Below are 15,419 nucleotides of genomic sequence, written 5' to 3'. Positions count from 1 at the left end.
AATCGATAATCTCGGCATGGACCGTGCCGGCCTCGATCTGATTGATGTCGAGCAGCGTGTTCAACATGCCCGACATGGCACCCAGCGTCTCATCCAGTCGGCTGACCAGCTTTCTGGCCTTGTCGCTTTCGACGTTCTTAGCCAGCAATCCCTGCACCAGCGCGAGGGTCTGCAGCGGCTGGCGAAGGTCGTGGCTTGCCGCCGCCAGGAATCGCGACTTCGCGGCGTTCGCCAGATCTGCCTGCCGTTTTGCGACCCCGAGTTCATCCGCCACACGCCGCCGTTCGGTGATGTCGGCAAAGGTGATGACAACCCCTTCCATGCTGTCATCCTGCGTCCGGTACGGCAGGATTCGACGGATAAAGCAGGAGCCCGCCTGTGTTTCGATCTCCCGCTCCGTCGGCTCCAGGGTCCGCAGCACCAATTGGATATCGGCCAGCAGAGTGCCGTCCTCGGCCAGCGAGTTCAAATCCGACAGCGGGCGTCCGATATCGCCGGGAAGGATACTGAACAGCGCCTTCGTGGCCGGCGTGAAGAAGCGGATGTTCAGGTTTTTGTCGAGGAACAGTGTCGCGACATCGGTGCTGTAAAGGACGTTCTGCAAATCGTTGGAAGTCGTGCGTTGCCTTTCCAGCGTTTCCTGCAACTGACTGTTCAGCGCGGTCAGTTCCTCGTTCAGCGATTGTAGCTCTTCTTTCGAGGTCAGCAGTTCCTCATTGGTGGACTGATATTCCTCCTGCACGGACAAGGCTTCTTCATTGATCGCCTTCTGCTCCTCGCCTGAAATCTCCAGGTTGTGGATGGCGCCTTGAAGTTCGGTTCGCGTCGCTTCCAGTTCGCGCTCCAGTTCTGTAACCCGCGGACTGTCCCGGGAGGCACCGGATCTGTCGCGGACCAGCTTGGTTTTCGGATCGTTAACGAAACAAATCAGCAGCAGGTCCTCATCGTCGTTACGGAACGGCTGCACGGCAATGCTGAACGTGCCGGCATGACTGTCTTCGCTGATCCGGCCGCCGGCGATGACGATGCGCACGTTCTCTTGGCTGGCCTGCTGAATCGCCGAACGGAGCTTGGTCCGCATACCCTGCCGCGCCATCGCCAGTAGATCGTGCGACGGGTGTCCGGGCACGACGCGCAGGAACCGGTCCGTCGGACCCAGGGAGAACAGGCATTCATGCTTCCGGTTGATCAGTACCGCCGCCGGTGCGTAAGTCTCCATCACCATGCGTCGGCACAGTTCCGCCAGGACCGCCTGGCGCGAGGGGGGCGCAGACTGGCCCGGCCGGGTCGGCACGCGCACGCCATCGCCGTGCCCCCGGATGAAGCCGAATTCCCCGGGCCGGCTGCGCCCGATATGCCGGTATATCCGATTTGATTTCGATATAACCCCGAACTTGCCATCGTCCGGGCCGGTGGTTTCCGATGTTCCAAGCAGCAGGATGCCGCCTTCGCTCAGGGCAAAATGGAACAGCGCCACGACTTTCGCCTGGGCCTCCGGGCGCAGGTAGATCAGCAAATTCCGGCACGAAACGAAATCGAGACGTGAAAATGGCGGATCGGCCAATACGTCTTGCACCGTGAACACCACGGCAGACCGTAGCTCCGGCGAAACTCGATAACTTTGGTCCTCTTTCGAAAAGAAGCGGGCGATCCGTTCGGCGGAGACGTCCGCTTCGATGCTGGCGGGATAAAGCCCCTCTCGAGCGCTGGCGACGGCATCGGAATCGACATCGGAGGCGAAGACCTGGAGCTTGATGCCCAGATTAGCGGCGGAGATTTCCTCGCGGAACAGCATGGCCAGAGAATATGTTTCTTCGCCTGTGCTGCATCCGGCGATCCAAATCCGCATCGGCCTGTCGGGCGCATGGCTGCGCACCAGATCTGGAATGATTTTCGCCGCGAGCAGATCAAAGACCGCCGGGTCACGGAAGAAATTGGTGACGTTGATAAGCAGGTCTTTTGCGAGCAGGTTGAGTTCGTTCGGATCGCTTTGCAGGATCTTTATGTATCGATCCGCATCCCGGATATCGACCGCTGCCATCACCATGCGCCGTTCAATCCGGCGTTGCAGCGTGCCCGGCTTGTAGAGCGTGAAATCGTGGGCTGTCTTGGCACGGAGAAGGTCGACGATCGCCGGTAGCCAGTCGCTGACGCTATCTTGGTCGAGTATGCCGTTCCGCCCGGACAGGCCGGCGGGTTGGCGGTCACGCCCTTCGAGCGCCCCTGGAATGCGTTCCACCGGCAGCACAAGGTCCACGTCGCCGGTTGAGATGGCGCTTCGTGGCATGCCGCCATACTCCGCTTCGTCGGGGTCCTGTGCGATGACGAGGCCGCCTTTGGCCTTCACGGCCTGCAGGCCAAGGCTGCCATCAGTCCCGGTGCCCGACAGGACCACACACAGGGCGTGTGAACCGCGGTCGGCGGCCAACGAGTGCAGCAAAAAATCGAAAGGAAGCCGAGCGCCGTGGCGCGCCTGGGGCTGCGAGAGGCGCAGTGCGCCGTCGATGACCGACAAGTAGGTTCCCGGCGGGATGATGTAGAGATGGTCACGTTCGACGGGCATTCCCTCCGTCGCCTGAAGAACCGTCATTGCTGTGGCGCTGGCCAGCAACTCCACCATCATGCTTTCGTGCGTGGGATCGAGGTGCTGTACCAGGATGAAGGCCATGCCGTTATTGGCGGGCAATGCGGCGAGAAATCTCCTGCATGCGTCCAGCCCCCCCGCCGAGGCGCCAATCCCGACGATTGGGAAATCAGCTAGGCCAGGCGGCGGGTCGCGGGCGAGGGGGCGCCGGCCCAATTTAATTCGGTCCGGCTGACTGTCTGGCATGATTGCTTTCCTTCGCGTGTTCCAGTAGCCCCTTGTAAGCCGAGAGCAACACCTTAGCACGCTCTCGATACTACGGCGAACCCTGTCCTCAGCGGGTCTGGTACGGTGCGGACTATGAGTACTTTCCGAGGCTCCATCGACCGCCTGTCATCGACTATAGGTCGAATGTGACGCTATTGATTGGCCGAGTGCCGTGAAAATCCTTAGGGAGCACAATGCTTTGGAGAACCGATCGAGGCAGGTCGTGCCGGCGGGGCGAAGCCATCGCCCGAATAGTGTTGCCGGCGATGTCCAGGCGGGGCGTTCGTTCGCACGGGCGTGCGTTGAAAATGATTGGGCGGCTCTCCAGCCGGCAAGTGAGCAATCACGATGACCGCACTCAGAGTCCTGGTTGTCGAGGACGACGCGATGATCGGCTTGCTGCTGGCGGAAATGCTGGGTGACATGGGCTACGACGTGTGCGCGGTCGCCACCACCGAGGAAGACGCAGTTGCCGAGGCGGCCCGTTGCCGGCCCGGTTTGATGATCGTGGACGAGCAATTGCTGGAGGGAAGCGGTCTGTCGGCGGTGAATCGCATTCTTCGGACCCGGTCCGTTCCCTGTGTCTTCACCAGCGGTACGCCAATGCATCCGAGGCGGCCATGCGCGACAACGTTGCAAAAACCGTTTCTCGAAGCCGACCTTGTACGGGCGATCCGGCATGCGGTTGGCCTCGCGGAGGCTCCGTCATTGCTGCCGTCCGCCACCGAACACGTTGTCCGGAGCTAACATTTCCGGGTCGCCCAAGAATCGCCGTGCTGGACGCGGCGATAAGTTGCTACGCGCATACTTGGTCGAAGCGGCTGGAATCAACCTGCATCGCGTGACCAAATAATCGGCATTGGAATCTTGGAGCACTCGGCTCGCTCAGCTGATCGGCACAAAGAAGGCCACCGTAGCCGTGGCTCGTAAGCTGGCCTGTATTCTGCACCGCATGCTCTGCGACGTCAGCGATTTCCGCTGGTCCGCCAAGGAAGGACAGACCGCATGAACGGGCTATAGTAACAGATCGCAAGCGAGATCTGCCGTATTGGCGGGAAGGTGTCGCTCGTCGGGACGGTGCGTTGGCCACCGCGTGGGCATTGTTGCGGCCTCGTTCTTTGCGTCAGGTCAACCGCGTACGTGACATCACGAGGTCAACGCCTCCGATGCCATCATGCGGCGGCACACGTCGCCCGCGGAGAGAACCATGACCCGACTGGGATGCCGATCAATTCTGATAAAAGGGCTTGACCCGCCATAAGAGAACAATGCCCTGCGGACGGCAGAGGCCGGGAAGGTGCCGAAATTCGTTCTCTCGCCTGTCGTCTGGTGAACTGGCGTAGGACGAGGCAAAGAGGGAGCAGAGAGCGCCGCATAGGTAGATGTACCATCTTGGCATAAGGAGGCCGACCCAGCTAATCGAATTGCCTATGGAATGGCACGTCCAATATCGAATTGCTGGATTTGAGCAAGTCACCATGCACCCCACGCCAGCGGTGGCAATTGAAGCCGCGCGTCGCGTGATACGCGAGGGGGGCACCGTAATCGGAATCGGGGTTGGGCTGCTTGAAGATTCGCTAGAGTGGGAAGCGAGCGCACGCGCTTATGCGATTTGGATCAGGAGAAGCGGTCCCCCGTCGAGTATACCCTGTGGTGCTGTGCGGTCAGGATGAGACTCTCGCTTTTCCGATCCGTCAATGATCCAAGAGAGTTTGGCTTCACCGCCGATGCTGCCGGCAACAATCTGCCGGCGGATTATGCGCCCTGGGAACGTTTCGATGATGCGGCTCTAGCGGTTGACGGGATATTGGCACCCCTAATGTCGTCCGAGCATGTAGCTCAGGTGGTGCAGCGCGACGGCTTCTATATCATGCTGATTGCCGCAGTTGCCGACGATACAAAGACTTACATCTTCGCATCCGAAACGCACACGGCGGTGAGCGGCTTTACCTCCGACCCCGCCGGGGACAACCTTCCGGCGGATTATGCCCCATGGCGACCGGTGAGCGGCAGGCGTGCAAAGCCAATTGCTCGCAAAACCGACGCAATCGCTGAGGTTGTCAAACGAGACGGCTTTTTTCTGCTGAGCGGCAAGACCACGAGAAACCGGTGATGTCTAAAGGCCCACGATGCCCCGCAACCGGTAGTTATGTGTAATTCCAAATTCGATGTCCAACCGGCGACAACTGAGGTATCTGGTTCATTTCTCTTGGCGGAAGCGCTAGGTGCTCTTTGATCGTCGGATTGCGCGGGCGCCCGCTTTGTGTTGTCATCAAGATCGAAGCGCTGGGGATTGCACTTGCGCCCGACCCATCGGCGCATGTCCTGGTGCATTCGTGGAGCGGGTCGCCTGAGGTATCGAGGAAACGGGCGTAGTCGGATGCGCCGCCCACGTCTTCAGGCCGTCCGGCGCGAGCCTTGAAAACCGGTCTGTCAGCCCAGATTCTGGACGGTCTCGGCATGGTCAGGGCGGATCGACTACGCTTCACCGCGCATGGCGACTACCCCCGTTTCTGACCTGACCCCGGATGGCGCTTTGCCTCCGCGATCGCGTCTGCCAGACGCGTGTAGCGAATCTCACCGCAGAAGAATTGATCGACCAGAACTCGTGTAATTTCGTACGTCGCCATTTCTTCGGACGTCATATCCAGTGGGTCGTTGACTTCTGCCGTCATGTTGACTTCTTCCTGACTAACGGGCGCGCCTCGCACGCCAGCTGCTCGTATACAGCGCAGCGTGGGACGCATCCGGCCGGCAGGCTCGGAATATACTCGTGGACCCTGGAATATACTCAGGGACCCTTTGGGCCGAACCCGCGCGGTTCATAGGTAATTTCCGATCCTCCCGGACCTCGCCGTGGCGCCGTAAAGCCCGAATCCTGTGCTGCGCCGCTGTGGGTCACCTGCGCCGGCTGTCCCCCGGGCGTGCTCCGTTTGCCGCTTGCTATCCGGAAAGGGACATATCATGAAGCTCACTGCGGAGGCGGCCGGCGTCGCCCGGACCATACCGCCTTCGATTTCGTCCCCCGTGTCCTCGGCCGTGCAGGCTGTCACCGGCGCATTCAGGCGCCGATTCAACTGGACCGAGACAACCGAGGAGCCACCGATCCGTGCCGAACTGTTCGGTATTGAACGTCTGGAGCAGCACGCGGAAAGCCTCGCTGCCGCGCAGCACGTCGCGTCTCGTCCGACTCGCGGGAACCGCCTGCAAAAGCGCCTGCGGGACAATGAACGTGTCCTGCGCGAAGCCTATCTCATAACGGCCTCGGCGACCCGGGACTCGCATTCGATCGCGCCAGCGGCGGATTGGCTGGTGGATAACTTTCACGTGGTTCAGGAACAGGTCAGCGCGATCCGGGTCGATCTTCCGCCAGGCTTCCATAAGCAGCTTCCGAAACTGAGCGACGGACCCTTCACCGGATACCCGCGCGTGTACGGCCTGTCCTGGGCTTTCGTTGCCCACACAGACAGCCGGTTCGATCCGCAGATGCTGTCCCGCTTCCTGCGTGCTTATCAGCGGGTCCAGCCGCTGACGATCGGCGAGTTGTGGGCCGTCGCGATCGCGCTGCGGGTCGTGCTAGTCGAAAACTTACGCCGCCTGGCCGAGGGCATGGTGCGGGCACAGGCGTCGCGCCATGCCGCCAATCACCTCGCCGATCGTTTGCTTGGCTCGACGGCGGAGGCAGCGGGAGATGTCCTGGCCACGATCGCCACGCCCTTGCCGACGGCATTCTCCGCCCAGCTCGTGCGCCGCCTGCGCGAGGAAGACCCAGGCGTGGCACCGGCGCTGCGTTGGCTGGACAAGGCCTTGGCAAGCCAGGCAACCACGACAGAACGGATCGTCGACATCCAGCAGCAACGTGAGGGTTCAGCAAATGTAACGATCCGCAACGTCATCACCAGTATGAGGCTGATATCATCGATCGACTGGCGTGAACTGTTCGAGAGCGTCAGCCCGGTCGATGCGGTGCTGCGTGACGGCAGCGATTTTGCCAGCCAGGATTTTGCGACACGGGAACTCTACCGTCATGCGATCGAGGCGATCGCCCGCGGGTCGCGCCGCCCGGAGACCGAGATCGCTGCCTGTGCGGTCGCCGCCGCTCGGACAGCGGCGACCGGACGCGTTGCCGATCCCGGCTACTACCTCATCGCCAAGGGACGCCCGGGTTTCGAGGCGGAAGTGAACTGCCGTCCGACCATCAGAAACCGACTGCTGCGGGCCAATGAGACGGTCGGGATTGCCGGCTATGGCGTCGTCGTCGTGGCGATCGCTACGATCATCCTCGGTATTGTCGCAGGCTGGACGCTAAAGGATGGTTCGGTGTGGAACCTGGCCGAACTCGTCCTGTTCGGCCTCATACCCGCGTCGGATGCCGCGATGGCACTGACAAATTACGCCGCGACCAACCGGTTCTCCGCGACGCGGCTCCCGGGGCTGGAGCTTGAGGGTGGGGTGCCAGCTACGCTGCGCACGCTGGTTGCCATGCCGACGATGCTGACGTCGCTTGCGGAGATTGCGGAGTTGGTAAGGCACCTGGAAGTCCATCACCTCGCCAACAGTGACGACGAACTTTCCTTCGCGCTGGTCTCCGACTGGGCAGACGCGGCGACTGAAACAATGCCCGGCGACGACGCCTTGCTGCAGGCCGCAACCGATGGCGTCGCGGCCCTGAACGCCCGTTACGGTCCAGCACCGGCGGGAAGCCGGTTCCTGCTGCTGCATCGGCGCAGGCGGTGGAACCCGGCCGAGGGCAAGTGGATCGGCTGGGAACGCAAGCGAGGCAAGCTGCACGAGTTGAACCGGTTGCTGCGAGGTGCCGATGATACCAGTTTTGTTTCTGTTTCGAACCAACCACCGGCCGGCGTGCGCTACGTCATCGTCCTGGACGCCGATACGCGGCTGCCGCGGGATACGGCCAGGCGCCTGATCGGCAAGATGGCGCATCCGCTCAATCAGCCGGAGCTGGATGCCGGAACGGGCCGCGTGGTCGACGGATACGCGGTGCTGCAGCCACGGGTTACTCCCGCTCTGCCGACCGGGCGGGATGGATCGGTGTTTCAGCGTCTGTTTGCCAACGCCAGCGGAATGGATCCTTACGCCTGCGTGGTCTCGGACGTCTATCAGGACCTTTTCGGCGAAGGGTCCTATTGCGGCAAGGGCATCTACGACGTGGATATGTTCGAGGCCGCCATGAAAGGCCGGATTTCCGACAACACGGTCTTGAGCCATGATCTGCTGGAAGGCACCTTCGCGCGCGCCGGCCTGATTAGCGATATCGAACTGATCGATGAGTTCCCCGCTCGCTACGATGTCGCGGTGTCGCGGCAGTATCGTTGGGCGCGCGGTGATTGGCAGTTGCTGCCCTGGATCCTCGGCCGCCGATCAATGCCTCTGGTCGGGCGTTGGAAGATGCTGGACAATTTGCGGCGGTCCCTGTCCGCCCCTGCGGCGTTCGCGGCCCTCGTCATCGGGTGGACCTTGCCGTTCGTCGATCCACCGCGATGGACCGTTTCGGTACTCGCAGCGATCGCCATCCAGGCGCTGATCCCGCTCGTGACGGGGATTCTGCCCCGCCGGCGAGGCCTCGCCAGACTGATGCACCTGCGCGCCGTGGCCGAGGACCTGCAGCTTGCTTTGTCGCAAATCGCCCTTCTGGTCGCGTTTCTGCCGCACCAGGCCTGGGTTATGGGACAAGCGATTGTCCTGACCCTCTATCGCCTGCTCATAACGCGGCGTCATCTCCTGGAGTGGGTCACAGCATCCCAGGCCAAGATCTCGCCCTCCCTCGGCCTGATCGGCTTCTACCGAGGAATGGTCGGCGGTATCGGTTTGACCATCGGTGCCGCGGTCCTTCTCACCTGCTGCCCATCCGCGGTTTGGCAGATCGGGACACCATTCATTCTTCTGTGGCTGCTGTCACCAGTCATCGCACGCCGGATCAGCGAGCCCTCGCCACCATCCGGCATCCGCCCGGCCACCGCCGGGGACATCCGTGCTCTGCGCTTGATCGCTCGGCGGACCTGGAGCTTTTTCGAAACCTTCGTCACGGCGGAAGACAACATGTTGCCGCCGGACAATTTCCAGGAGGACCCGAAGCCGGTCGTCGCGCACCGGACATCGCCCACCAATATCGGGCTTTATTTGCTGTCGGCATCCGCGGCGGTGGACTTCGGCTGGATCACCATCCTCGAAGCGACCGAACGGCTGGAAGCCACGTTCGCCTCCATGGCCAAGATGGAACGGCATCTGGGGCACTTCTACAATTGGTACGGGACGCTCGACCTGCACCCGCTGGAGCCCCGATACATCTCCTCGGTCGACAGCGGAAACCTGGCCGGACACCTGATCTCCTTGTGGAACGCGTGCGCCGAAATGGCGGGGCAACCCCTTGTCGCCGCCAACTGGCGAATGGGGATCGGGGACCCGTTGGCGCTCCTGCTGGAAGCCATCCCGGACGTTAGGGAAGACCTGCACACAGCGGACTGGCAGAACCTGATCGAGGAGCTGAAATGGCTGACAACGGCCCTTGAGCCGGATCCGGCAAGACCCGGTCCGGAAACGCTCGATACGATCGCGCCCGAACTCGAACGGTTCATGCCGCGCATCGAACCCATCCCGGCACTGGTCAGGCAGCTCTGCAGGCGCCAAGCCGGAAGCCCGGGCTTCCGTCGCGACGGGCCGATCTGGGCGGATGCACTGCTGGCGGCGGCGCGCGGACAGCAGCGAAACCTGGCGGTCCTCACGCCATGGGCGATGCTCGTTCCCGCACTGACGGCTGGTATGCCGACCCTGGCCGAACTGCCGGCGCTGTGCGAATGCGCGATCGCAACAGGTGAGAATGTGGAATTCATCCCGGCGTTGAGGGACTCCGCTCGCAGAGCCACCGACCTGTCCCTCCGCCTCCAGGCACTCGGCAAGGCCGCGCGCGGGTTCTTCGACGAAATGAATTTCAGTGTCCTGTTCGACAGCTCGCGCGAGCTGCTTTCTATTGGCTATCGCGTTGGCGACGGCAGCCTGGATCCGAATGACTACGACTTGCTGGCCTCCGAGGCGCGACTGACGAGTTTTATCGCCATCGCGAAGGGCGATCTGCCGACACGCCACTGGTTCCGGTTGGGGCGCGCGATGATCCCGGTCGGAAGCGAAGCAGCCTTGGTTTCTTGGTCCGGGTCGATGTTCGAATACCTGATGCCGTCACTGGTCATGCGGGCCCCGAACGGCAGCCTGATGGAACGCAGCAATCGGGAAGTGGTTCGGCAGCAGATCAAGTATGGGGCAGCGCGCGACGTCCCATGGGGTGCCTCGGAGTCCGCCTACAACGCCCGCGATCTTGAATTCACCTATCAGTATTCCAGCTTCGGCGTCCCGAGCCTCGGGCTTAAGCGTGGGATCGGCGACAGCACCGTGATCGCGCCCTATGCCACGGCGCTCGCGGCGATGATCGACCCCGGTGCCGCGGCTGCCAACTTCGCCCGCCTGGCTGACGCGGGCGGACGCGGGGAATACGGCTGGTATGAGGCGCTGGACTACACAAAATCCCGTCTGCCGGCCGGGATGAGGGTCGCCGTCGTGCGCGCCTTCATGGCGCATCATCAGGGCATGACCGTACTGGCCATCGCTGAAGCGATCGGCGGTGGAGCGATGCGCCGGCGCTTCCACACAGAGCCGATGGTCCAAGCGACCGAACTGCTGCAGCAGGAGCGGATGCCTCACGACGTTGCGATCGCCAAACCGATGATCCAGATCCCGCAGGCGTCAACCAGCGCCAGCGACTACCTGACATCGATCCAGCGCCGCTACGACAACCCGCATTCGTTCTCACCGCGGACTCATCTGATGTCGAACGGGCGGTACGCCGTGATGCTCAACTCAGCGGGCTCCGGCTACAGCCGTTGGCGGGATATCGCGGTGACACGCTGGCAGGAAGACGTGACGCGCGATTCCTGGGGCAGTTACATCTTCCTGCGGGACCGGGCCAGTGGCACCCTGTGGTCCGCCGGCTACCAGTCCAGCGGCGTCGAGCCTGGTCAGTATGATGTCGTCTTTTCCGAGGGGCGGGCCGAGATCACCCGCCGTGACGGCATGACCACGACGCGGATGGAGGTCGCCGTCTCCTCCGAGGATGATGCTGAGGTTCGCCGGATCTCCGTCACCAACCATGGGCCGCGCAGCCGTGACATAGAGATCACCTCTTATGCCGAGTTGGTGCTCGCCCCGCAGGCGGCGGACGATGCGCATCCGGTGTTTTCCAAGATGTTCGTCGAGACGGCGTTCGAGGCCGGTACCCTGCTGGCCACGCGCCGCCGGCGTTCGGGCAATGAGCCCGAGATCTGGGCCGCCCATCTCGCCGTCACCGAAGGAGAGACCGTGGGCGATCCGGAGTTTGAAACGGATCGTGCGCGGTTCCTGGGCCGAGGCCGAACTATCCGAGCGCCCATTGCCTTAGCCACGCTGACCCCGCTCAGTGGCACCGCTGGAACCGTGCTCGACCCGGTCTTCAGCCTGCGCCGGCTGATGCGTATCCCGCCGGGGAAGACCGTGCGGATCGCCTTCTGGACAATGGTCGCCGCGTCGCGCGGCGCTGTGCTCGACATGGTGGACCGACACCAGGATGCGATGGCGTTCGATCGCGCGACGATGCTGGCTTGGACTCAGGCGCAGGTGCAGTTGCGACATCTGGGCCTCGATTCCGAGGACGCGAACGTGTTCCAGCGTATCGCCAGCCGCACGATCTATGCCGATGCGACATTGCGACCGGCGAACGCGACCTTGCAGCGTGGTGACGGTGCCGCGTCACTGCTGTGGCAGCATGGGATTTCCGGCGATCTGCCGATCGTTCTGGTGACGGTCGCGCAGGAGAGCGACCTCGACTTGGTACGGCGTCTTCTGCTTGGTCATGAATACTGGTTGACGAAGCAGATCTCCGTCGATCTGGTCATTCTGAACACGCAGCCGACGTCCTATGCCCAGGAATTCCAGCGTGCGATCCAGGCGCTGGTGGATGCCAACCGGCTGCCGCCAGGGCTGGCCACAACGCCGGGCAAAGGGGCGATCTTCGTCCTGCGGGCCGACCTGATTTCGGATACGGTCCGGAACCTTTTGTTCGCGGCGGCTCGCGCGGTGTTTGGCGGCCATCGCGGGAGTTTGTCGGAGCAGCTTGCTCGGGCGTTGCAGCCTGATTCGATGCCACCTCCCTCCCGGCGGGCGGTTGCGACCTCCGAACCGCAGAGCCATCGCAAGCTGACGGCGCTTGCGTTCGCGAATGGCTTCGGCGGGTTTGCCGATGACGGGCGGGAATACGTCATTGTCCTCGACGATGGACAAGTGACACCGGCGCCGTGGATCAATGTCATTTCCAATGATATGTTCGGCTTTCATGTCTCGGCCGAGGGCAGCGGCTCCACCTGGTCGCTCAATAGTCAGCAGAATCACCTGACGCCCTGGTCGAACGATCCCGTGAGCGATCCACCCGGTGAAGTGATCTATGTGCGCGATGAGGATACCGGCGAGTTGTGGGGGCCGACGGCATTGCCGATCCGCCAGCCGGGCGCGCGCTATGTTGCGCGCCACGGGCAGGGCTACAGCCGGTTCGAGCACATCTCGCACGGCATCGCGCTTGATCTTCTGCAGTTCGTGCCGATCGATGATCCATTCAAGATTTCCCGCCTGATCGTCACCAACCAGTCCGACCGGCCCCGGCGGCTTTCGGTCACGGTCTATGTCGAGTGGGTTCTCGGGGCGACCCGCGCCACGGCGCCATTCATCGTCACGTCGATGGATCCGGAAACCGGGGCGCTGTTTGCCCGCTGCCCGTGGAATACCACGTTCGGCCAGCGTGTCGCGTTCGCCGACCTGTCCGGACGGCAAACGTCCTGGTCCGGCGACCGCCGTACGTTCATTGGCCGCAACGGGATGCTCGATAATCCACTGGCACTGGCCGCCGGAGTTCCGCTGGGGAATGTCGTCGGCGCCGGACTGGATCCCTGTGGCGCATTGCAGACCCACCTTGTCCTGCCGCCCGGAGGCACCGCCGAATTGGTGTTGCAGCTTGGCCAGGCCGCGACGCAGGACGAGGCGCGGGCTTTAATCGCCAAACAGCGGGTAGCGGATGTCAACGCCACCCTGGCCGCGGTCACCCGGTTCTGGGACGACACGCTTGGCACCGTTCAGGTGATGACGCCGGACCCGGCATTGGACATCATGTTGAACCGCTGGCTGCTGTACCAGACCCTGTCGTGCCGCGTCTGGGCGCGCGCGGCGTTCTACCAGGCCAGCGGCGCCTATGGGTTCCGCGACCAGTTACAGGACGTCATGGCGCTTTGCCTGTCAAGGCCGACACTGGCGCGGGCGCAACTTCTGCGCGCGGCGTCGCGGCAGTTCCTGGAGGGTGACGTGCAGCATTGGTGGCTGCCGGAATCCGGCCTGGGCATTCGCACCCGGATCTCCGACGACCGCATCTGGCTCGGCTTTGTCGTCATTCACTACGTCACCGTTACCGGCGACACAGCGGTTCTGCGGGAGGAGGTGCCTTTCCTGGAAGGACCGGCGTTGGCCGACCATCAGGGCGAGGCGTTCTTTTCGCCCGTGATCAGCGACCGGCATGCGACGCTGTTCGAGCATTGCGCGCTAGCGCTGGATCATAGCCTCGCGGTCGGCATCCACGGCCTGCCGCTGATGGGTACCGGCGACTGGAACGATGGGATGAACCAGGTCGGCGAGCGGGGCAAAGGGGAGAGCATCTGGGTCGGCTGGCTGCTGGTCGCCACGCTGACCGCATTCTCCGATCTGGCGGAGAGCACGCGGGCGGCAACCTGGCGGCATCATGCCGCGGCGTTGCGTGAGGCGCTGGAACGGGATGGCTGGGATGGGGACTGGTACCGCCGCGCGTTTTTCGACGACGGGACGCCGCTGGGTTCGGCACAGAACGACGAATGCCGCATCGATTCCATCGCACAGTCCTGGAGCGTGATCTCCGGCGCCGCCGATCCGGCCCGTGCCGTCCGCGCGATGGCGGCGGTGGATCGGGCGTTGGTCCGCCATGATGACGCCCTGGTGCTGCTGTTCGCCCCGCCATTCGACAAGACCGCGCTGCAGCCCGGATACATCAAGGGCTATCCGCCTGGCATCCGGGAGAATGGCGGGCAGTATACCCATGGCGCGATCTGGTCGATCATCGCGTTCGCGATGCTGGGTGATGGCGACAAGGCGGGCGCGTTGCTCTCGCTCATCAACCCAATCAACCACGCGTTGTCAGCTGACGCGGCGCGGCGCTACGCGGTCGAACCTTATGCCATTGCCGCCGATGTCTACTCCGTGCCGCCGCATGTGGGACGCGGCGGATGGACATGGTACACCGGCTCCGCGGGTTGGATGTACCGGGCAGGCGTGGAGCGAATTTTAGGTTTGCGTGTGCAAGCTTCGGAATTGATCCTGGATCCTTGCATCCCCCGAGCGTGGCCGGGCTTCGACCTGACGTTCCGGCATGGAACCGCTCAATATGCCATTCGGGTGGAAAACCCGTCTGGCGTCAGTCGGGGTGTTACCCATGCGGAACTAGATGGCATGGCAATTGCCGGAAACAAGGTCCGCTTGGTCCTGGTGGATGACGGCAATTTGCACAAGCTGCTTGTCATCCTCGGCTGATCGGCGTGCTTTCGCGGAAACGGTCATCCGCAACGAATTTGCGAACAGGCGCAGGAGGCAATCGTCCGCGTCTTCGAAGCGGTATGGTTTCGGATATGGACCGTTTGCCATGGTTATGGCGGACGACCGCGTCCGGCGTCCTGGCCACTTGAAGCGTGGGTGGCTGGGAGACGTTCAGAAGGGCCGAGCTAACGCCGCGGGTGCTATTTGTTGTCCGGAGTCAGGTCTTCGCCCCAACGCAGGAACAAGCCGACATCGCCCGGCTGGCCACCTGGAAAGTCGAGGACGCAGGCAGACAGCTCGAACCCATGCGGTTTCAGTGTCTCATGCCATCGCTGATAGATTTCTGCTGCTTCCCCGCGAAGGGTTTCTGGCCAGGTGTCATTGGGAGGATTATTGATCGCACGTGAATCGTCTGTGCAAAGCCCACTCGGGAAGCGCAACAAAAGATACTGCTTTTCGCCGTGCTGCGCCGCTTTTCGCGCGGCACCAAGCAACTCTTCCCACTCCACATCGCTCATGTTGTACTTGCTCAACGTTTCAACCTGCTCCTGTCGAAGTGCAACGGTCGCAAGCTTCGCATCTTCCTTGAGCTGGGTTGCGGCAGCTTTGAAAGCTCTCTCATATCCGCGGAACGAATCGGCTCCAGGCTGAGACGGGTTATCATCGGCCATGCTATCCTCCATGAATAAGGCCCAAGCCGGAAGCCAAATGCAGCGGCGCATTCAGGCCTGACAGGGCTGCTATTTTAGCCCGGGTATTTAGTTGGGTCTGAAATAGCGTTGAGACAAAATCTACATTATTCCACCGCATACGACAGGGTCGGAATTTACCTAGTGGGCGTAATCTGACAGAGATTACAGTCCCGTCATCCTAAGGAATGGCCCTGCTGATACTGCTGCCGGGGCTCGCGTTATAACAATCA

The 15,419-nt window shown here is 62.4% G+C and carries 6 protein-coding genes; 3 read left to right on the top strand and 3 right to left on the bottom strand.

What is annotated here, in order from left to right; all coding sequences use genetic code 11:
- On the bottom strand, positions 1 to 2,830 hold a 2,830-nt coding region (locus GSQ89_RS29290), incomplete at its 3' end, for a chemotaxis protein CheB (protein WP_174254947.1).
- Positions 2,831 to 3,199: 369 nt separating this feature from the next.
- Between GSQ89_RS29290 and GSQ89_RS29285 the strand changes: the two genes are divergently transcribed.
- The gene (locus GSQ89_RS29285; RefSeq protein WP_158931655.1) at positions 3,200 to 3,598 is read left to right on the top strand and encodes a response regulator; all 399 of its coding nucleotides are present in this window, start codon (positions 3,200 to 3,202) and stop codon (positions 3,596 to 3,598) included.
- A gap of 922 nt (positions 3,599 to 4,520) precedes the next feature.
- Positions 4,521 to 4,964, top strand: coding sequence for a hypothetical protein (locus GSQ89_RS29280; RefSeq protein WP_158931654.1), 444 nt, complete (start codon positions 4,521 to 4,523; stop codon positions 4,962 to 4,964).
- Between the two features lie 388 nt (positions 4,965 to 5,352).
- Here the strand turns inward: GSQ89_RS29280 and GSQ89_RS29275 are convergent, their stop codons facing one another.
- On the bottom strand, positions 5,353 to 5,526 hold the full coding sequence (locus tag GSQ89_RS29275; RefSeq protein ID WP_158931653.1) for a hypothetical protein: 174 nt from the start codon (positions 5,524 to 5,526) through the stop codon (positions 5,353 to 5,355).
- Positions 5,527 to 5,815: 289 nt separating this feature from the next.
- Here GSQ89_RS29275 and GSQ89_RS29270 point away from each other — a divergent pair, with 289 nt between their 5' ends.
- On the top strand, positions 5,816 to 14,494 hold the full coding sequence (locus GSQ89_RS29270; protein WP_254073417.1) for a GH36-type glycosyl hydrolase domain-containing protein: 8,679 nt from the start codon (positions 5,816 to 5,818) through the stop codon (positions 14,492 to 14,494).
- A 203-nt stretch (positions 14,495 to 14,697) separates the two neighbouring features.
- On the opposite strand, the gene GSQ89_RS29265 is transcribed toward GSQ89_RS29270, so the two are convergent.
- Complete coding sequence (locus GSQ89_RS29265) at positions 14,698 to 15,168, bottom strand: hypothetical protein (protein ID WP_158931652.1); 471 nt, start codon at positions 15,166 to 15,168, stop codon at positions 14,698 to 14,700.
- Between the last annotated feature and the right edge of the window lie 251 nt (positions 15,169 to 15,419).

This window comes from Acidisphaera sp. S103 (genome assembly GCF_009765975.1).
Taxonomy (GTDB): Bacteria; Pseudomonadota; Alphaproteobacteria; order Acetobacterales; family Acetobacteraceae; genus Rhodopila.
Note: the sequence above shows the minus strand (reverse complement) of the source record. Positions and strands in the feature narration are given on the sequence as shown.